Source organism: Streptomyces sp. SD31, from assembly GCF_052068475.1.
GTDB lineage: Bacteria > Actinomycetota > Actinomycetes > Streptomycetales > Streptomycetaceae > Streptomyces.
The window spans coordinates 271,032-290,105 of sequence record NZ_JBQHCX010000008.1 but is presented as its reverse complement, the minus strand read 5'-3'; the positions used below and the strand labels follow the sequence as shown (position 1 = coordinate 290,105).

At 71.0% G+C, this 19,074-nt stretch carries 18 protein-coding genes; 5 read left to right on the top strand and 13 right to left on the bottom strand.

The window, feature by feature from the left end; translation table 11 throughout:
* Positions 1-11: 11 nt before the first annotated feature.
* The gene (locus tag ACTMVF_RS19375; RefSeq protein WP_441272306.1) at positions 12-239 is read left to right on the top strand and encodes a hypothetical protein; all 228 of its coding nucleotides are present in this window, start codon (positions 12-14) and stop codon (positions 237-239) included.
* Between the two features lie 88 nt (positions 240-327).
* On the opposite strand, the gene ACTMVF_RS19370 is transcribed toward ACTMVF_RS19375, so the two are convergent.
* Positions 328-1,386: a hypothetical protein gene (locus tag ACTMVF_RS19370; protein ID WP_441272305.1), complete on the bottom strand. Its 1,059-nt coding sequence runs from the start codon at positions 1,384-1,386 to the stop codon at positions 328-330.
* Positions 1,387-1,653: 267 nt separating this feature from the next.
* On the bottom strand, positions 1,654-4,236 hold the full coding sequence (pepN, locus tag ACTMVF_RS19365) for an aminopeptidase N (RefSeq protein ID WP_441272304.1): 2,583 nt from the start codon (positions 4,234-4,236) through the stop codon (positions 1,654-1,656).
* Positions 4,237-4,372: 136 nt separating this feature from the next.
* Between pepN and ACTMVF_RS19360 the strand changes: the two genes are divergently transcribed.
* Complete coding sequence (locus ACTMVF_RS19360) at positions 4,373-5,011, top strand: mycothiol-dependent nitroreductase Rv2466c family protein (RefSeq protein WP_441272303.1); 639 nt, start codon at positions 4,373-4,375, stop codon at positions 5,009-5,011.
* Between the two features lie 3 nt (positions 5,012-5,014).
* On the opposite strand, the gene ACTMVF_RS19355 is transcribed toward ACTMVF_RS19360, so the two are convergent.
* The 10 genes from ACTMVF_RS19355 to ACTMVF_RS19310 all read right to left on the bottom strand — a co-directional run bounded on the left by ACTMVF_RS19355 (position 5,015) and on the right by ACTMVF_RS19310 (position 15,203).
* Positions 5,015-5,251: a hypothetical protein gene (locus ACTMVF_RS19355; protein WP_441272302.1), complete on the bottom strand. Its 237-nt coding sequence runs from the start codon at positions 5,249-5,251 to the stop codon at positions 5,015-5,017.
* The gene (locus tag ACTMVF_RS19350; RefSeq protein WP_441272301.1) at positions 5,251-6,303 is read right to left on the bottom strand and encodes a glycerophosphodiester phosphodiesterase family protein; all 1,053 of its coding nucleotides are present in this window, start codon (positions 6,301-6,303) and stop codon (positions 5,251-5,253) included. Before ACTMVF_RS19350 ends, ACTMVF_RS19355 begins: the two co-directional genes overlap by 1 nt.
* Before the next feature lie 42 nt (positions 6,304-6,345).
* A complete protein-coding gene (locus tag ACTMVF_RS19345; protein WP_441272300.1) occupies positions 6,346-7,776 on the bottom strand; it encodes an FGGY family carbohydrate kinase in 1,431 nt (476 codons plus the stop codon).
* 278 nt (positions 7,777-8,054) lie between these two features.
* Positions 8,055-9,086, bottom strand: a complete 1,032-nt coding sequence (locus ACTMVF_RS19340) for a 2-hydroxyacid dehydrogenase (protein ID WP_441272299.1) — start codon at positions 9,084-9,086, stop codon at positions 8,055-8,057.
* Entirely contained in the window at positions 9,083-10,162 is a 1,080-nt protein-coding gene (locus tag ACTMVF_RS19335; protein ID WP_441272298.1) for an ABC transporter ATP-binding protein, read from the bottom strand. The genes ACTMVF_RS19340 and ACTMVF_RS19335 overlap by 4 nt, the downstream gene beginning before the upstream one ends.
* On the bottom strand, positions 10,140-10,976 hold the full coding sequence (locus tag ACTMVF_RS19330; RefSeq protein WP_441272297.1) for a DeoR/GlpR family DNA-binding transcription regulator: 837 nt from the start codon (positions 10,974-10,976) through the stop codon (positions 10,140-10,142). The genes ACTMVF_RS19335 and ACTMVF_RS19330 overlap by 23 nt, the downstream gene beginning before the upstream one ends.
* The gene (locus tag ACTMVF_RS19325; protein ID WP_441272296.1) at positions 10,973-12,067 is read right to left on the bottom strand and encodes an ABC transporter ATP-binding protein; all 1,095 of its coding nucleotides are present in this window, start codon (positions 12,065-12,067) and stop codon (positions 10,973-10,975) included. Before ACTMVF_RS19325 ends, ACTMVF_RS19330 begins: the two co-directional genes overlap by 4 nt.
* On the bottom strand, positions 12,064-12,894 hold the full coding sequence (locus ACTMVF_RS19320) for a carbohydrate ABC transporter permease (protein WP_441272295.1): 831 nt from the start codon (positions 12,892-12,894) through the stop codon (positions 12,064-12,066). Before ACTMVF_RS19320 ends, ACTMVF_RS19325 begins: the two co-directional genes overlap by 4 nt.
* Positions 12,891-13,778: a carbohydrate ABC transporter permease gene (locus ACTMVF_RS19315; protein ID WP_441272294.1), complete on the bottom strand. Its 888-nt coding sequence runs from the start codon at positions 13,776-13,778 to the stop codon at positions 12,891-12,893. Before ACTMVF_RS19315 ends, ACTMVF_RS19320 begins: the two co-directional genes overlap by 4 nt.
* A gap of 3 nt (positions 13,779-13,781) precedes the next feature.
* On the bottom strand, positions 13,782-15,203 hold the full coding sequence (locus ACTMVF_RS19310) for an ABC transporter substrate-binding protein (protein ID WP_441272293.1): 1,422 nt from the start codon (positions 15,201-15,203) through the stop codon (positions 13,782-13,784).
* Between the two features lie 167 nt (positions 15,204-15,370).
* Here ACTMVF_RS19310 and ACTMVF_RS19305 point away from each other — a divergent pair, with 167 nt between their 5' ends.
* Genes ACTMVF_RS19305 through ACTMVF_RS19295 form a run of 3 tightly spaced genes read left to right on the top strand, consistent with a single transcriptional unit; the run spans position 15,371 to position 18,249 of the window.
* Entirely contained in the window at positions 15,371-16,831 is a 1,461-nt protein-coding gene (locus ACTMVF_RS19305) for an FGGY-family carbohydrate kinase (RefSeq protein WP_441272292.1), read from the top strand.
* Positions 16,828-17,457, top strand: a complete 630-nt coding sequence (locus ACTMVF_RS19300; RefSeq protein WP_441272291.1) for a histidine phosphatase family protein — start codon at positions 16,828-16,830, stop codon at positions 17,455-17,457. Before ACTMVF_RS19305 ends, ACTMVF_RS19300 begins: the two co-directional genes overlap by 4 nt.
* 12 nt (positions 17,458-17,469) lie before the next feature.
* The gene (locus ACTMVF_RS19295) at positions 17,470-18,249 is read left to right on the top strand and encodes an SAM-dependent methyltransferase (RefSeq protein ID WP_441272290.1); all 780 of its coding nucleotides are present in this window, start codon (positions 17,470-17,472) and stop codon (positions 18,247-18,249) included.
* Between the two features lie 129 nt (positions 18,250-18,378).
* Here ACTMVF_RS19295 and ACTMVF_RS19290 read toward each other — a convergent pair whose 3' ends face one another.
* The gene (locus ACTMVF_RS19290) at positions 18,379-19,020 is read right to left on the bottom strand and encodes a superoxide dismutase (RefSeq protein ID WP_441272289.1); all 642 of its coding nucleotides are present in this window, start codon (positions 19,018-19,020) and stop codon (positions 18,379-18,381) included.
* Positions 19,021-19,074: the final 54 nt, after the last annotated feature.

Genomic DNA, 19,074 nt, shown 5'->3' with positions numbered 1-19,074 from the left:
AGGAGGCCGTCGTGGCGACAGTGAGGCGCTCGGTGCCGATCCAGGACCAACACCAGATGTTCCGCGGCGTGTTCGAGGACTGGCAGACCAGGGCCGGTGCCCTGTCGGCTCTGCCGGACGCACCGGTCGTGCCGGACGACGCTCGGCAGGGGCGGACCGCATGGCGTCGGCTGCGCACGCACTTCGCCCGGACCGCGGGTGCCCGCCGAGCCGTTGCCATCGACTGGCCGGCTGCCTGAAGCGGTGCCGTCGACGACATGAGGAGGGGCCGCCGGAACACCGGCGGCCCCTCCTCTCCCCTCCTGGTGCTGCCTTCCCGGTCCGTCACTACCGGGGCAGCACCACGACATACGCGGCCGGGTCGCGGTCCGCCGCCGCCATCAGGGCCGTACGGACCACCGCCGCCTGCTGTTCCATCGAGTCCCTCAGCTTCTTCGGGGTGATGTGGACGACCGTGATGCCCAGGCGCTCCAGGTGCTCGCGCTTGCGGGCGTACTCGGACCACAGGGCGTCGTCGTCCTGCCGGTGGCCTTGGCGCGGCGCGCGGGTGTCCAGCTCGACCGCCACCGCCTGGTCCGGCCAGTAGGCGTCCAGGCCGCCGAGGTGGGGGCCGCCGGGCAGGCGCAGGTCGACGTTCCAGACGGGGTCGGGCAGGCCGTGGACGTGGACCATCTCGTACAGGCGGTCCTCCGCGATCGCGCGGCCCTCGGCGAGCAGGGAGTCCACCGCGTCCACCACGTGCGGGCGGGACAGCAGCTTCGCCTGGTTCAGCTCCCGTACCACCGCCGCCGGTTCGCAGTGGCCGCCGCGGACGGCCTCCGTCAGCAGCCGGCGTACGGCGCCGGCGTCCGTCAGTTCGGCCACCGTGTCGGCCAGGGCGCGCGGGACCGGGGCCACCGGAAGGCCCGTCACCTGCTGGGGGGCGGGGAGGGCGGCGGTGCGCAGGATCCGGGCGCAGCCCGTGGAGCGCAGCCGGCGCATCCGGGGGACCAGGACGTCGATCCGGTCCAGCGCGGTGAGCGGCGGCGTGGCGGAGAAGCCGTGCAGGGTCAGCGCCGCGAGGCCCGTGATCACCGCGTCGGGGTAGGCGGAGGCGTGTCCCTCGCCGGCGTTCGGCTGGGACGGCACCCCCGGCGACCGTTCCCGCGCCGCGTACATCAGCACCGCGTGCAGGCGCTCCTCGCTGGTCGGCGGGCCGGGGTGGAGCAGGAAGACGCCGGGGAGGAACTGCTGCCAGGGGCCGCCGGGGCGGCACTGCTCGTTCATCTCGGCGGGCGAGATGCCGTGCGACTTGAGCTGCGCGGTCGTCATGACACGGCGGTGCACCTCGGAGAGGTGGCGCAGGGGGCGGGGGGAGAGCGGGGGGAGCGGGGCGTTGTGGTTCATGACCCGGAGGTTCCCGCGTCCTGTCCGTCCTTTAACCGCTGTTACACGCCCGTCGACAAAAACGGACAACCTGGCACTAAAGGACGCGTGTTCGGGTGCCGAGTAGGCACGGAAAACCCCTGGTCCGTTCGGGTTGGACCAGGGGTTACGGCTGCTATTGCCTGAATTCCGTAACGGTCACAGAGGGCCGTGACCGTTGGCCAAAGGTCTTATGCGGTTGACGCCATTCTGGTTGGCTCGTCCACCTACGGGGCGCGCCCCTACGGCTCACGCGCGCGCCGCGTCACACGCCTGCCCCCGCAGCCCCCGCGCCAGATCGTCCCGCGCCTCCAGCACCAGCCGCCGCAGCGCCGGCGCCGCGTCCTCGTGGGCCGCGAGCCACGCGTCCGTCGCGTCCAGCGTGTCCTGCGACTGCTGGAGCGCCGGGAACAGGCCCCGGACCACGTGCATGGCGATCTGGATCGACCGCTCGGCCCACACCCGCTCGATCGCCGCGAAGTACTTGTCGGCGTACGGCGCGAGCAGCTCCCGCTGCGAGGGCTGACCGAAGCCCGCGATGGTCGCCTCGACCAGGGCGTTGGACAGCGCGTCCGACTCGACGACCTGCACCCACGCCTGCGCCTTCACCGCCGCCGACGGCCGGGCGGCCAGGCAGCGCACCTGGTGGCGCTTGCCGGAGGCGGTGTCGTCGCGGGCCAGTTCCGCGTCCAGCTCCTTCTCGCCGGCGAACCCGTGCACGACCAGCGGCTCCAGGAACGCCCACCGCAGCTCCTGGTCGACCTCCAGCCCCCCGATGGTCGACGTGCCGTCCAGCAGGCCCCGCAGCGTCTCGAAGGCGCCGACGTCCTCGGCCGTCCGGGCGTAGAACCGTGCCCATGCCAGCTGGTGCTCGCTGCCCGGCTCGGCGCGGTACAGCTCGCGCTCGGCGCATTCGGACAGCCGCGCACCGCCCTGCACGCGCCACTCGGGGGCGACGTAGTGGACGAGCGCCGACTCGGCCCACGCGTGCAGCATCTGCAGCACGCCGATGTCGGACTCGCGCCCCGCGAACCGCCGCACCAGGTCCAAGAAGTCCCGCGCGGGCAGCAGCGCGTCCCGCGTCATGTTCCACAGCGCCGACCAGCACAAAGCACGCGCCAGTGGGTCGGTGATGTCACCCAGCCCGCCCTTCAGGGTCTCCAGCGACGTCTCGTCGAAGCGGGTCTTGCAGTACGTCAGGTCGTCGTCGTTGACCAGCACCAGCTCCGGGGCCTCCGCCCCCGCCAGCTCCACCACGACCGTGCGCGGACCGTCGACATCCACCTCGGCCTGCGCGAACCGCTCCAGCGCCCCGTCCGCGCCCCGCCGGTACAGACCCACGGCGACCCGGTGCGGGCGCAGCTCGGGGTGGGACTCCGCCGCCTCCTGCACCACCGCCAGCTCGTCGACGCGGCCCTCGGCGTCCAGCAGCACCTGCGGGGTGAGGGAGTTGACGCCGGCCGTCTGGAGCCAGGACCGCGCCCACGCGCTCATGTCCCGCCCGCTGGTCTCCTCCAGCACCGACAGCAGATCACCCAGGCGCGTGTTGCCGTACGCGTGCCGCTTGAAGTAGCGCCGCGCGCCCTCCAGGAACGCGTCCTGACCGACGTACGCCACCAGCTGCTTCAGGACGGAGGCGCCCTTGGCGTACGTGATGCCGTCGAAGTTGAGCTTCGCGTCCTGCAGGTCGCGGATGTCCGCCGTGATCGGATGGGTGGAGGGCAGCTGGTCCGCGCGGTAGGCCCAGGCCTTGCGGCGGTTGGCGAAGGTGATCCAGGCGTCCTTGAAACGGGTCGCGCCCACGTTCGCGAAGGTGCCCATGAAGTCGGCGAAGGACTCCTTCAGCCACAGGTCGTCCCACCACGCCATGGTGACCAGGTCGCCGAACCACATGTGCGCCATCTCGTGCAGGACGACGTTGGCCCGGCCCTCGTACGACGCCCGCGTCACCTTGCCCCGGAAGATGTACTCCTCCCGGAACGTCACCATCCCCGGGTTCTCCATCGCGCCGAGGTTGTACTCGGGCACGAACGCCTGGTCGTACTTCCCGAAGGGGTACGGATAGTCGAAGTGGTCGTGGAAGAAGTCCAGGCCCTGCTTGGTGACCAGGAAGACGTCGTCGGCGTCGAAGTACGGGGCGAGGCCCTTGCGGCACATCGCGCCGAGGGGGATCTCCAGCGTCGTGCCGTCGGCGAAGGTGCGCGAGTAGGAGTCCGTGACGTGGTGGTACGGGCCCGCCACGACGCACGTGATGTACGTCGAGATCGGCTTCGTCTCCGCGAACCGCCAGACCCCATCGGCGAGTTCACCGGCCCCGTTGCTCCACACCGTCCACCCCTCGGGCGCGCGCACCTCGAAGCGGAAGGGGGCCTTGAGGTCCGGCTGCTCGAAGTTCGCGAAGACCCGGCGGGAGTCGGCCGGCTCGTACTGGGTGTAGAGGTAGACCTCGCCGTCCTCGGGGTCGACGAATCGGTGCAGGCCCTCGCCGGTGCGGGAGTAGGCGCACTGGGCGTCGACGACGAGCTCGTTGTCGGCGGCCAGGTCCTCCAGCGTGATCCGAGAGCCGTCGAAGACCTCGCCGGGGTCCAGGTCCTTGCCGTTGAGGGAGACGGCCGTCACACTCGGCGCGATCAGGTCCGCGAAGCTGGTGGCACCGGGCTCGGCACAGCGGAAGCGGATCGTGGTGACCGAGCGGAAGGTGCGCGGCGCCTGACGTGCCAAGTCCCCGTCGCCCACGGCGGAACGGACGTCGAGGGACACGTCGTACCCGTCGACGGACAGCAGGGCGGCCCGCTCCCGGGCCTCGTCACGGGACAGATTCTCACCGGGCACGGGAGCCACTCCCTCGGATTGTGTTCAGTATGCGGACAGCCCTGATCCTGCCATGAGCTTCCGACCGGGAGCAGCCGGGAATGGGCGGACCGACCAGGAACGTTCCCCGGGGAAACGCTTCCCCTTGAGGAGAGACATGTCGGACAAGACCCCCGTCGACTTCTGGTTCGACCCCCTGTGCCCCTGGGCCTGGATGACCTCCCGCTGGGTGCTGGAGGTGGAGAAGGTCCGCGACATAGAGGTCCGCTGGCATCTCATGAGCCTGGCCGTACTCAACGAGGACAAGCTCGACGAACTGCCCGAGCAGTACCGCGAACTGCTGGAGACCAAGGCGTGGGGTCCCGTCCGGGTCGTCATCGCGGCACAGGAGGAGCACGGCGCCGAGGTGCTCGGCGACCTCTACACCGCGCTCGGCACCCGCATCCACAACAAGGAGGAGGGCCCGGGCAAGGAGACCGTCGCCGCCGCCCTGACGGACGTCGGTCTGCCGGACTCCCTCATGGAGCACTGGGACGGCACCCCCTACGAGCCGCAGTTGCGCGCCTCCCACAAGGAGGGCATCGAGAAGGTCGGCCAGGAGGTCGGCACGCCCGTCATCGCCGTTCCCGGCGCCGACGGCGAGCAGCTCGCGTTCTTCGGCCCGGTCGTCACCCCCGCCCCCAAGGGCGAGGAGGCCGCGAGGCTGTGGGACGGCACCCTCGCCGTGGCCTCCGTACCGGGGTTCTACGAGATCAAGCGCACTCGTACCAAGGGGCCGGACTTCAGCAACCTGTAGAGGTCACTGGCCGGCGGTGGCCTCCTCCTCGCGGAACTTCTCGGGGAGGAGGCCACCGTCGCTCTTCTTGAGGTGACGGTAGTACGACAGACAGCCCTTGGCGGTGCAGCGCCAGTACCAGTCCACGTAATGGCGGGGGTCCCCCCTCTCCTCGCGGATCGCCGCCTTCTCCTCGTCGTTGACAGGCCGGAAGTCCTGCATGGTGCCGCAGGTCGGGCAGTCCAGTCTGAACGTCCTCATCAGCCCCTCCTCGCCATCACCGCCAGGTCCGGGAAGTCGGTCACCACCGCGTCGACCCCCATCCCGTAGTACAGCGCGTACTCCGCGAACGCGTCCCCGAAATCGTTCGCTCCGGTACCGCGCCGGAAGCCGGCCGGCAGGAACTGGTTCTCCGCGCGGAAGGTGTACGGCCCCACCCGCAGCCCCGCCGCATGGGCGTCCGTGAGGACCGGCGTGCCCACAAGCGACGACTTGTCCGGCCCGATCCAGTCCGCGTACTCGGCGATCCGCGCCAGCCCCGCCGGCGTCATCATGTCCCGGTACGTCGTCGGATCACCGGCCGAGACCAGGTCGTACGGCCCACCCGTCGTCCCCAGCGCCTGCCACAGCGGCACCCCCAGCCGCTCGGCCGCGATCCGCTTCAGGCTCGTCGGCTCGAAGGACTGCACGACACATTCGCGCCGGCCCAGGCGGCTTTGCCGGATCACCTCCGCCAGCCTCGGCTCCAGGGGCAGGCCCAGCCCGCGGAAGTACGTCGGGTGCTTGGTCTCCGGGAAGACGGCGACCGTACGGCCGTAGGTCCTGGACAGCCTGCGCGCCAGGTCGACCACCTCCTGGAAGGTGAGCACCTCCTCACGGCCGTCGAACACGGTGTTGCGGTTGCGGACCAGCGGCAGCCGCTCCACCGCCCGCAGCGACTTCAGCTCCGCCAGCGTGAAGTCCTCCGTGAACCAGCCGGTCACCGACCGCCCGTCCACCGTCTTCGTCGTACGGCGGTCCGCGAACTCCGGGTGCGACGCCACGTCCGTCGTCTGCGAGATCTCGTTCTCGTGCCGGACCACCAGGACGTGGTCCTTGGTCGGGACGAGGTCCGGTTCTATCCAGTCGGCGCCGGTCTGCACGGCGTATGTGTAGGAGGCCGCCGTGTGTTCGGGGCGCCAGCCTGCGGCTCCGCGGTGGCCGATGACGACCGGGCCGGTCGGCCGGGACGTGGCCGCCGCCGGAGCGGGCACGGCGGCGGCCGCCGTGCCGACTCCGGCCGCGAGCAGGAGCGATCGACGTCTCACTGGCATGCGGTTCCCTTTCACAGTAGGGGAGTTGTACGGGGAAGGAGTTCAGGTGCGCGCCCGGTTCCTTGCCTCCGCCAGCCGGGTCAGGTGTTCCTCGTAGCCCTTCGTGTAGTACGCCGCCCGCCCCCCGTCCGGCTCGACGACCGCCGTCGGCCGCGTCCACGCCGCCACGTCCAGCGCCACCCCGTACCGCTCGGCCGCCGCCAGCACCGCGCCCCGCGCGCCCACCTCGCCCTCGACGACCCTGAGCGGCCGCCCGAGCACGTCGGCGAGCAGCCGCATCCAGGCCGGGCTGCGGGTACCGCCGCCGCACACCGCCAGCGTCCCGGCCAGCCCCGCCGCCTCCAGACAGTGCCGGGCCGCGTAACCGATGCCCTCGCAGGTCGCCCGGATCAGGTCGGCGGGGGTGGACTCCAAGGAGACACCGGTCAGTTCGGCGCGCAGGCGGGGCTCGACGAAGGGGGCGCGTTCGCCGGAGGGCGCGAAGTACGGGAGTACGCGTACGCCGTGCGCCCCGGGGGGTGTCTCGGCCAGCAGGCCGTCGACCTCCTCGTGCCGGACTCCCGTCGTCGACAGCACCCAGTCCAGCGCCGCCGTACCGACCATCGCGGGCATCGCGCGCAACCAGTGGCCGGGGCGGTCGGTGTTGATGTACAGCCCGGCCGGTTCGCCGGTCAGGTCGAGGTCGGTCGTCGCGACGAGGCTGGCCAGACAGGTGCCGACGATGAGCAGACCGTCGCCGGGTTGCGTGACTCCCGCGCCCAGTGCGCAGGCCGGCAGGTCGTACGGGCCGTTCGCGATGCGGGTGCCGGGCGGGAGGCCCTCGCCCGCGGCATGGGTCCGCGCCGTCGCGATCGGGTCGCTGACCGGGGCGAGGAGGCCTCGGCGGTGGGTCAGGCCGAGCAGTTCCACGACCCGGTTGTCGTATGTCCGGGTACGGGGGTCCAGGAACGGCATCGACGCGTCCGAGACGTCCGTCGTCGGACCTGCTCCCGTCAGCCGCTGGAACACCATGTCCTTGCAGTACAGCGCGGCCCTGGCGGCATCCAGCGCCTTCGGCTCATGACTGTCCAGCCACGCCAGCAGCGGTCCCGGGCAGCCCGGGAACATCGCGCTGCCGGTGCGCCGGAAGACCGTCTCGAAGGTGCCGTCCGCCAGCCAGCGGTCGACGAGTTCGTGCGCGCGGCCGTCCATCCAGGAGGCGGCGGGGCGCACCGGGCGTCCGTCCGCGTCGACCAGCCAGACGCCGTCGCCCTGGCCCGTCAGCCCGGCCAGCTCGACCGGCTCCGGGGCGCGCTCCGTGACCTCGCGGCATACGGCCACGACCGCGCCGTACAGCTCGTCCATGTCCTGCTCGACGACGCCGCCGTGCAGGGCGAGGGCCACGGGGCGGGCGGCGACGGCCAGTTCACGGCCCTCGGGGTCGAACGCGGCGGCCTTCACCGTGGACGTGCCTACATCGATACCGACGTACATTCCCACCCACCTCTTTGCTCGGTCGGCTGTGCCGTGCCTTTTGCAGCCGGCGTGCCGAATGTTTGGCTCGGTCGCCTCCGGGGCGCTGAGTGCCGGTGTCGAGAGCCCGATCGTGCTCGGCGCTGCGCGCCTCCGCGCGTTCGGTCTCTCGACACCGGCGCGCCCCTACGGCTCCCTCGCGGCCGGTGTCGTCCGCCCAGTCAGGTTGGTGGGCACGCACCGGGGTTGGTCGGGGTCCCACCGGCGTTGATGGGGCTCTCACCCGGCCCGACAGGCCCTCAGGTGAGGCAGTGCGCGAGGGGCTCGCCCCGTACCCAGCGACCCACCTCCGCCGCCGCGATCGCCGCCGCCTTCTCCGCGACCGCGCGGGACGCTCCCCCCAGGTGTGGGGTCAGGACGACTCGGTCGGCCAGGGCGTGCAGGCGTGAGTCCGGGGGGAGCGGTTCCTGTACGTAGGTGTCCAGGGCCGCCGCCGACACGTGGCCGTTCTCCAGGGCCGCGCACAGCGCCTCCTCGTCCAGCAACGGCCCCCGTGCCGCGTTCACGACCACCGAGCCCTGCGGCAGCAGGGCGAGTTCCCGGGCGCCGATCAGGCCTCGGGTCTCGGCGGTGAGGCGGGCATGCAGGGTGATCACCAGGGAGCGGCGCAGGAGTTCGTCGAGGGAGCCGATCCGCAGGCCGTGGATCTCGTGATGGTGGACGTACGGGTCGTAGACCATCACCCGCGCCCCGAACGCGCACAGCACGCGCGCCACCCTGCTGCCCACCGCCCCGTAGCCGACCAGCCCGACCGGCAGGTCCTCCAGCTCCAGGCCGCTGTGCTCGTACGTGTAGTAGGTCGCCCCCTCCCAGCTCCCCTGCCGGGCCAGCAGGTCGTGGGCCTGGGGGATGCGGCGCAGGGCCGCCAGCATCAGGCCGACGGTGAACTCGGCGGTGGCGGCGGCGTTGCGGCCGGGGGCGTAGCAGACGCGGACGTCGTGTCGCTTGGCCGCGTCCAGGTTGACGTTGACCGGGCCGCCGCGGCAGACGACGACCAGGCGCAGGTCCGGGCAGGCCTCGAGGACGCGTTCCGTCACCGGGCCCATCTGGGTGACCAGCACCTGGGCTCCCGCGAGCGCCTCGATCAGCTCGTCCTCGGCGTCGCTCGCCTCCGTCACCTCGGCCACCGGGCCGAAGGGGTCGAGGGGCCAGCCGAGGGTCAGTTCGGCCACGTCGCAGGCCGGTTCGTGAGCGAGCGCCTCTCTGATGAGCGACGGCAGGATGAAGTGGTCGCCGGCGGCCACCACACGCACGCTGTTCCCGTTGGTCATCTGAGGGAGTCTCCCGTCTCGGCGTCGAAGACATGGGTGAGGTCAGGGTCGGCGGTCACCTGGACGCGGTCGTCGTGGGCGAGGCGTACCTCGGGGTCGGTGAGGACGACGAGGGGGCGCTCGATGCCGTCGAGGGCGAGGGTCGCGATGCCCGACTCCAGGAGGGGTTCGTGGGCGACGACGCGGGCGGGCAGGCCGTCGGCGCCGGTCAGGCTCAGGTCCTCGGGGCGGATCCCGACCACCACCTCCCGGCCTGCCGCCACCGGCACCGGCACGGCGATCCGCAGCGTGTCGGACAGGCGGGCGTGACCGTCGCCGTCCGCGATGCCGGGCAGGAGGTTGATCGCGGGCTCGCCGACGAAGTCCGCGACGAAGACGTTGGCCGGGCTGTCGTAGATCTCGTACGGGGTGCCGAGCTGCTGGATGACGCCGTCCTTCATCACGGCGATCCGGTCGGCGAGGGAGAGGGCCTCCTCCTGGTCGTGGGTGACCAGGATGGTGGTGTGGCCCAGGTCGCGCTGGATGCGCTTGAGTTCGCGGCGGGTCGTGTCGCGCTGGGCCGCGTCCAGGTGGGAGAGGGGCTCGTCGAGGAGGAGGACGTCCGGTTCGCGGATCAGGGCGCGGGCCAGGGAGACCCGTTGCTTCTGGCCGCTGGAGAGGCCGGCGGGGCGGGCGTCGAGGATGGCGGTGAGGTCCACGCGCTCGGCGATGTCCTTGACCTTGCGGTCGACGTCGCCCCGGTCGGCCCGGCGCCGTGCCTTCAGGCCGAAGGCCAGGTTCTCCGCCACCGTCAGGGGCGGGTAGAGGGCGTAGTTCTCGAAGGCGACCCCGATGTTGCGCTGCTGCGCCGGGCGGGCGGTCACCGACGCCCCGCCGACCAGGATGTCCCCGCCGGTCACCGTCTCCAGCCCGGCGATCATGCGGAGGGTGGTGGACTTGCCGCAGCCCGACGGGCCGAGGAGGCCGAGCAGCTCGCCGGAGCGCAGGGCCAGGTCGATGCCGCGTACGGCGTCCACGGCCGGGCGGCCCCGGGCCGCATAGGTCTTGCGCAGGTCACGTAGCTCCAGCTCGGTCATCGCTGCCCTTCGTCACGGTCGGCGGCTTCGCGCAGACTTCGTAGGTGACCTTGTGCTCGTCCAGGTCCCGCAGCGCCTCCGCCGACGCCCCGTCGTCCACGAGGAGCAGGTCGAAGCGGGAGAGGGGGACCACCCGGTGCAGGGCGACCCTGGCGAGCTTGGTGTGGTCTATCAGCAGGACGTTGCGGGCGGCCGCGTCGAGCATGGCCCGCTTCACCGACACGATGTGCTGCTCCTGGTGGTAGGCGTAGCCGCCGCGCACGGCCGACGTCGACGCGAAGCAGACGTCCACGCGCAGCTGTTCTATCGCCTCGACGCAGGACACGCCGAGGAAGGAGGAGTGCAGCGGGTCGTAGTCGCCGCCGAGCGCCATGAGGTGGATGCCGCGCTGGTCGGAGAGGAGGTTGATCGCCTCCAGGAAATTGGTGACGACCGTGAGCGGGGTGACCTCCCCGAGGCGCAGCCTGCGGGCTATCTCCAGGGTGGACGTGGAGTCGTCCAGCATGATCGCCATGCCGGGCTCGATCAGCTTCAGGGCGCGGTCGGCGACGGCGGCCTTCTCGGCGCGCATGGTCTTCAGGCGGTACTGCACGTTCGACTCGAAGACACCGGAGGGCTGGGCCGTCACTCCGCCTCTGAACTTCCTCACGATGCCTTGTCGTTCGAGCTCGTCGAGGTCCCGGTGGATGGTCATCAGGCTCACCCCGAAGCGCTCGGCCAGCTCGGCGGCCGTCGCCGAACCCTCGGCCAGCACCCGCTCGGCCATGGCGGCCTGGCGGGCGGCAGGACCCTGCTGTGCGCTGTTGCTGCTCATCGTTTCTCGATCCGTCGTCCTGGACGCTGCGGCCGGTCGGCCTCGAACAGCAGCAGGTTCTCAGGCCGGACCGACAGCCGGACCGGATCGTCGGGCCGCAGCCCGGTCGTGTCGGAGCGCGGGGCGACCAGCGACACCTGTTGCCCGCCCAGCCGGACGGTGACCTCCACCGACCGTCCGAGCACCTCGGTGACATAGACGGTGCCGGTGAGCCGGTGACCGGGGCCGCGCAGGGCGATGTCGCGGGGGCGCAGCCCGATCAGCACGTCGGTGCCGGGAGCCGCCTGCGCACCGACCGGCAGCTCGATCTCCCCGTCCGCCGACCGGAAGCCGCCGTCCTGCGTCACCGTCCCCGGCAGCAGATTGATCCGCGGCTTTCCGAAGGCCCGCGCGACCTCCGTGTCGCAGGGCCGGTACCAGATCTCCTCCCGCGTCCCCGTCTGCACGATCCGCCCGTCCCGGATCACCCCGATCCGGTCGCCGAGCGCCAGCGCCTCGACGGAGTCATGGGTGACGTAGAGGGTCGTCGTGCGCCGCACCGCCCCGATCGCCTTCAGCTCGGCTCGCATCTGCTGGCGCAGCTTGGCGTCCAGGTGGGAGAGGGGCTCGTCGAGGAGGAAGGCGCGGGCGGGGCGGACCAGGACCCGGCCGAGGGCGACGCGCTGCCGCTGGCCGTTGGACAACTGGCCGACCGGTCGGTCCAACAGGGCGGAGATGCCGAGGAGTTCGGCGATCTCGCCGATCCGCTCCCGGGCCTGCGCGGCGGGGAGGCGGTGGCGCGGGGAGCGGAGCGGCGAGGCCAGGTTGTCGTAGGCGGACTTGTGCGGGTACAGGGCGTAGCTCTCGAAGCACATCGCGACGCCACGGTCGTACGGTTCGACGCCCCGCATGTCCTTGCCGTCGAGTTCGACGGTGCCGTGGTCGGGCAGTTCGAGGCCGGCGACGGTCTTGAGGGTCGTCGTCTTCCCGGCTCCCGACGGGCCGAGCAGGCAGAAGAACTCGCCTTCCCCGACCTCCAGGTCGAGCCCGTCCAGGGCCGTGGTCTTCCCGTACGTCTTCCGGATCTCGCGCAGCGCGATGGCCGGGCTCATGACTTCACCGCCCCGAACGACAGCCCTCGCACCAGATACCGCTGGATCGTCAGCGCGAGCAGCAGCGGCGGTACGACGGAGACGAGCGCGGCGGCGGCCGTGAGGTTGTACTTGGGCCGGTCGCCGCCCAGGAAGGACAGGGCGCCGACGGTCACGGTCTGGGCCTCGTTGGAGGTGAGGATGAGGGGGAAGACGAAGTTGTTCCAGGCGAAGATGAAGGCCAGCAGTGACACGGCCGCGATGCCGGGCTTGACCAGTGGGATCGCCACCTTGAAGAACGCCTGCTTGCGGCTGTAGCCGTCCAGCAGCGCCGCCTGCTCCAGCTCGGGCGTGAGGTCGGCGAAGTACGAGCGCATGATCCACACGATCAGGGGGAGGGTGACCAGCTGGAGGACCCAGACCATGCCGACGTACGTGTCGAACAGGCCGAGCTTCTGGTACAGCACGAACAGCGGGATGATCACGGTCAGTTCGGGTGCGAACCGGAACGACAGCAGCGTGAACATCAGGTTCTCCGAGCCCTTGAACCGCCAGCGCGCCGAGGCGTACGCCGCGGGAAGGCCGACGAGGAGCGACAGGGCCACCGCGCCCAGCGACACGACCAGGCTGTTGACGAAGAAGCGGACGAACGGGATGCCCTCGCTGTCGCCGAGGACCGTGCGGTAGCCGTCGAGGGTGGGGGAGAAGGAGAAGTACGTCGAGAAGAGCTCGTTCGTCGGCTTCAGGGAGAGGATCACCATCCAGGCGATCGGGAACAGCGCGAAGACGAAGTAGAGGATGAGGGCGGCGTCCGCGAGCCACCCCAACAGGCGTTTGCGCAAGGTCACTTGGCCGCCACCTCCGCCGCCTTCCGCTGGATCTTCCCCAGGTGCTTCACCAGCACCATCGCGGCGAGATACACCACGGCCCACAGCACGATCGTGTAGCTGATCCCGAACGAGTACCGCTGGAAGCGGATCGCCTCCAGATACGCCCGGATCTGCAGGACGACGGTCGAGTCGCCCGGCCCGCCCTCCGTCAGGGCGTAGATGATGTCGAACACCTTCAGCGAGTCCATGAACCGGAAGATCACCGCGACCAGGACGTACGGCCACAGCATCGGCAGCGTCAGCCGCCGGAAGGTGTACCACCAGCCCGCCCCGTCGACGGCCGCCGCCTCGAAGGGGGAGGTGGGCAGCGAGCGCAGGCCGGCGAGGGCGAGGATCGCCACGAACGGGGTGTAGACCCAGACGTCCACCGCGATGGACGACAGCAGCGCGCCGGTCGGGGTGTCCGTCCACTGGACTCCGCCCAGGCCGAAGGGTCTCAGCAGGTAGTTGATCACCCCGACCGACGGCTGGAGCATCAGCTTCCAGATGATCGCCGCGATCACCGGGGCGATCATCAGCGGCAGGATGAGGATCTTCTCCAGCACCCGCCCGACGATCGTCGACCGGTGCAGCAGCAGGGCGACGGCCACGCCCAGCACGGTCTCCACGGCGGCCGCCCCGACCGCGTACAGCACCGTCACCCACGCCGAGTTCCAGAACGCCTCCTGCGTGAAGACGGTCTCGTAGTTCTCGAACCGCACCATGTCCGGCTGCGGTTTGCTCGCCGAGAAGTCGAACAGCGTGTAGTAGAGGCCGAGTCCGAAGGGGTAGAGAATCCCGCAGGTCAGCAGCAGGGCGGGGACGATCAGGACGTACGGGCGCAGGGCGAGCCGCCATCCCATCGGCTAGCCCACCTTGCCGGCGAGGTCGCCCGCCAGCCCGTCGAGCACCGACCCCGCGCCCTGGCCGCCGTAGATCTCCTGAAGGGCGGAGGCCCAGCTGGTCGTCGCGTCGAAGAACTGCGCCTGCGGGGTGAACTGGATCTTCGTCTGGTCGACGACGGCCTCGAAGGTCTCGATGAAGCCGGGCAGGTTCCTCATCTTGTTCTTGTAGGCGGAGTCAGCGGCGATCGATTTCCGTACCGGGTCGATGTGGTTGTGCGTGATCGCGCTCTTGAGCAGGTGCTCCTTGCCGGTCGCCCACTGCAGGAACAGCCAACTGGCGCTCTTCTTCTTGCTCTTGGCGTTCATGCCGAGCGACCAGATCCACATGTTGGTCGCGAGGGACCCGTCCGGCCCCTTCGGACCGGGGTGGAAGGCGATCTTCCCGGAGGCGGGGCTCGCACCCTCGACCGCCTGGAAGTAGGCCGCCGTGTCCGCGTCGAACAGCATCCCGGCCTTCTTCGCGCCGAGGTCGCTGGAGCACTGGTACCAGGTGTACGACGTCCAGGACGGCGGCCCGCCCTGCTTGACCATGCCGGCCCAGTCCTCGGTGAAGGCGACGGCCTCGGGGCTGTTCATGGCGGGTGTGAGCTTCCCGCCCTCGACCGTGAAGTCCTTGAGCCCGTTGCGGGCGTACATCGTCATGAAGCCGGGGTGGATCGTCGCCCAGCTCCGCGACCCCCGTACGGCGATCCCGTACATGCCGTCGAAGCCGGCGCCCGGCGCCTTCCGCTTGATCGTCCCGGCGATGTCGCGCAGCTCGTCGAAGGTCTCGGCGGGCTTGAGACCGAGCTTCTTGAAGACGTCCGTGTTGTAGGCGACGACGTTGGTCTCCCAGCCCCACGGCAGCGCGTACTGCCCGCCCTGCCCGAGCGGCGCGCCCGCCTTCAGGGACCACTGGTCGGCCTGGAGGAGGTTCGGGAAGAAGTCGGCCTGGTCCCATTCGGCGCCGGTCGCCGAGGAGTTGCGCATCCAGGGGCCGAGGTCCTCCAGCCAGCCGGGCGGACCGTACTGCCAGACCATGTAGGCGCCCAGCATGAAGACGTCGTACGAGGCACGCCCGCTGGACAGGTCGACGGTGAGCTTGTCGAAGTAGTTGTCCTCGGGGAAGACGTCGTACTCGACCTTGATGCCGGTCTTCTCCGTGAAGGACTTCAGGTCGGCGATCAGCGCGTCCGTGTACGGATGCTTGTTGAGCAGCGCCTTGACGGTCGTGCCCTTCTCCCGCTTCCAGTCGAAGGAGCCGGTGACGTCGTCGGCGGCCGAGCCGTCGCTCTTGTCGTCGTCACCGCCGAATCCCGCCCCGCAGGCCGCGAGCAGCGGGGTAGCGGCGGCCGCGGCGGTCAGGGCGAGGAAGCGGCGGCGATCGTGCACGTGCATGTCCATCCGTGACCTCCACGTGGGGTTCGGCCATCCGGGTGCTGTGGTTAACACGGCGAGTCGACTCGTTAACAGAGGGTGGAACGGCGGAAGTTGGGCGTCAATCCCTCGCGCACGGGAAAATCTCAGTGCAGAGTGAGAAGTTCACGGGTTGGAATGTTCTGGAGGTCCGGATGACGGACGAGCGGGAGGCGTGGCTCGGAATCGACCTCGGGACCCAGAGTGTCCGGGTCCTGCTGGTCACCGGGGACGGCACCGTCCTCGGCAGCGGCTCGGCCCCGCTCGCCGGGCGGCGGGTCGGGGTGCGGCACGAGCAGGATCCGGGGGAGTGGTGGGAGGGGTTGTGCGCGGCGTCCCGGGCCGCACTCCTGGGACACTCCCGGGTACGGGTCGGCGCGCTCGCGGTGTGCGGGACGTCCGGGACCGTGCTGCTGACGGACGGGGCGGGGCGGCCGATGAGCCCCGCCCTGATGTACGACGACCGGCGCGCTGCCGAGGAGGCGGCGCGGGCGCGGGCGGCGGGGCTCGCGGTGCAGGACACCTGGGCGCTGCCGAAGGCGCTGTGGCTGACCGAGACCTACGGTCCGGGCCGGATCACCCACCAGCCGGACCTGATCGTCTCCCTCCTCACCGGCGAACTCCCCCCGGCCGACTCCAGCCACGCCCTCAAGACCGGCTACGACCTGGAGCGCGACGCCTGGCCGACCGCACTGCCCCGACTCGGGCTCCCCGATCGGGCGTTCCCCGACGTCGTACGCCCCGGCAGCACCCTCGGCGAGGTCTCCCCGACCGCCGCCGAGACCACCGGCATCCCCGCCGGTACCCCCGTCATCGCCGGGATGACCGACGGCTGCGCGGCCCAGATCGCCTCCGCCGCCCTGCGCCCCGGCTCCTGGAACTCGGTGCTCGGCACCACGCTGGTCCTCAAGGGCGCCGCCACGAACCCCGTCCGGGACCCGACCGGCGTCGTCTACAACCACCGTGCGCCCGACGGGAGTTGGCTGCCCGGCGGTGCCTCCAGCGTGGGCGCGGGCGTGCTCACGGCGGCGTTCCCGGGCGCCGACCCGGCGGCCATGGACGCGCTGGCGGCGGCCTACGAGCCGTCCGGCGCGATCACCTACCCCCTGGTGTCCCCCGGCGAGCGCTTCCCGTTCCTCGCCCCGGAGGCCTCCGCGCTCGTTCTCGGCGAACCGGAGTCCGACGCCGACCTGTGGGCCTCGCTCCTGCAAGGCGTCGCCTTCACGGAACGCCTGTGCCTGGACTACCTGCACCACCTGGGCGCCCCGCTCGACGGCCCCCTCACCTTCACGGGCGGCGCCGCCCGCAGCCCGTACTGGAACCAGCTGCGAGCCGACATCCTGGGCCGCCCGGCCCGCGTACCGCGGCAGACGGAACCGGCCCTGGGGATGGCCGCGTTGGCGGCGTACGGCACGGGCGCGGCCCCCCGTCTGTCGGACACCGCGGAAGCCATGGTCCGTATCGGCACGACCGTCGAACCCCGCCCCGATCGCACCACCCGCTACGCCGAACCGTACGCCCGCCTCCTCGACGCCCTGACGGCCCGAGGCTGGCTCCCGCCCCCGGTCGCGGCGCACGCGCACGCCCGCCTGGACGGGGATACTTCAGCCTCATGACCCTGGATACGACGCTGCTGCTGGCCCGCCACGGACAGACGATCTGGCACGCCGAGAACCGCTACGCCGGCGTGAGCGACGTGCCCCTCACCGACACGGGCCGCGCCCAGGCCGAGGCCCTCGGCCGCTGGGCCGCCGCCCACCCGGTCGACGCGATCTGGACCTCCCCCCTCTCCCGCGCGGTGGCCACCGCCGACCCCGCCTGCCGGGCCCTCGGCCTCGCCCCGCACCGCGAACCCGGCCTGCGCGAATGCGACTTCGGCGTTCTGGAGGGCCGTACGCTCGCGGAGTTCGCGGCCGAGGACCCGGTGGCCGCCGAGGCCTTCCGCACCGACCCGGTGGCCCACCCGTTCCCGAAGGCGGAGAACCCCGCCACCGCCGCGGACCGCGGTGCCGCCGCCCTGCGCCGCATCGCCGCCGCCCACCCCGGCGAACGCGTCCTCGTAGTCGCCCACAACACCCTCTTCCGCCTGGTGCTGTGCACCCTGCTGTCGATCCCGGCCGGGGAGTACCGCAGAGTGTTCCCGCGGCTGCGCAACGCGGCGATCAGTGAACTCCTCGTGAGAACCGACGGATCCGCCGCACTTCTCTCCCTCAATGTGCCCTGCGAGCCGGACCTCCCGTAGCACCATGGGCCCATGACGGAGATCGACACCTCGGTACCGCACTCGGCCCGCATCTGGAACTACTGGCTGGGCGGCAGCGACAACTACCCGGTGGACAAGGCGGCCGGCGACGCCTACACCGCCGTCTTCCCCGGCATCGTCACCATCGCCCGCAGCAGCCGCGCCTTCCTGGGCCGCAGCATCCGGTACCTGGTCACGGAGGCGGGCGTACGCCAGTTCCTCGACGTCGGCGCCGGGTTCCCGACCGCCGACAACACCCACGAGGTCGCCCAGCGCCTCGCTCCCGAGTCGAGGATCGTCTACGTCGACAACGACCCCCTGGTCTCGGCCCACGCCCGCGCCCTGCTGACGTCGACCCCGCAGGGCGCGACCGCGTACGAGGACCTGAGCCTCTACGAGCCGGACAAGATCCTCGAGGCCGCGTCCCGGACCCTCGACCTCACCCGCCCCACGGCCCTGATCCTCAGCGGCATCCTCGGCCACGTCGCCGACCACGACCAGGCCCGTGACCTCGTCCGCAGCCTCCTGGCCGGCCTGCCCTCCGGCAGCCACCTCTCCCTCAACGAGGGCTCCCGAGGCACCGACCCGGCCTACGAACAGGCCCAGGACGCCTACAACGAGACCGGCGCCGTCCCGTACTTCCTCCGCCCGGTCGACCGGATCGCGGCCTTCTTCGAGGGCCTGGACCTGGTGGCCCCCGGCATCGTCTCGGTCCCGCTGTGGCACCCCGAGCCGGGCGAGGAGGATGCCCGGCCGATCGGGCAGCACGGCGGTCTCGGCCGCAAGCCCTGACGTCCGTCCTCCTGGCAACGGGAAGCCCCCGCGAGTCACGTCCTCGCGGGGGCTTCCTTCTTTCCGCCTGCCGTCGTGAAGGGTGAGAAGACGATCACGAAGCAGGACGACTGATACGGCCGCTCGCCGTCACGGCGCCAGCAGCAGGACGTCCGTACGGGACTTGGCGGCCTCGTAACGCCGGGCCACGTCCTGCCAGTTGACGACGGCCCACATCGCCTCGATGAAGTCGACCTTCTGGTTCTTGTACTGGAGGTAGAAGGCGTGCTCCCAGGCGTCGAACACGAGAATCGGCGTGGCGCCCTGGCCGACGTTGCCCTGGTGGTCGTAGACCTGCTCGACGATCAACCGCCCGCTCAGCGGCTCGTACGCCAGCACACCCCAGCCCGAACCCTGCGTCGTCGCGGCCGCCTTGGACAGCTGCGCCTTGAAGCCCGCGAAGGACCCGAAGGACTCGGTGATGGCGTCCGCCAGCTCGCCCACCCCGTCGGCGGCGAGTGGCTCGCCACCGCCGTCACCGGTCATGTTCTGCCAGTAGATGCTGTGCAGGATGTGCCCGGACAGGTGGAAGGCCAGGTTCTTCTCCAGGCCGTTGACCGACCCCCACTGCTCCTTGTCCCGCGCCTGAGCGAGCTGCTCCAACGTGTCGTTGGCGCCCTTCACATAGGCCGCGTGGTGCTTGTCGTGGTGCAGCTCGATGATCTCGGGGCTGATCACGGGCGCGAGCGCGGAGTAGTCGTAGGGCAGTTCCGGGAGTGTGTAGACGGGCATGACGGGTCCCCTCAGATGCTCTTATTGCAAGTAGCTTGCAACAACAAGCTAACA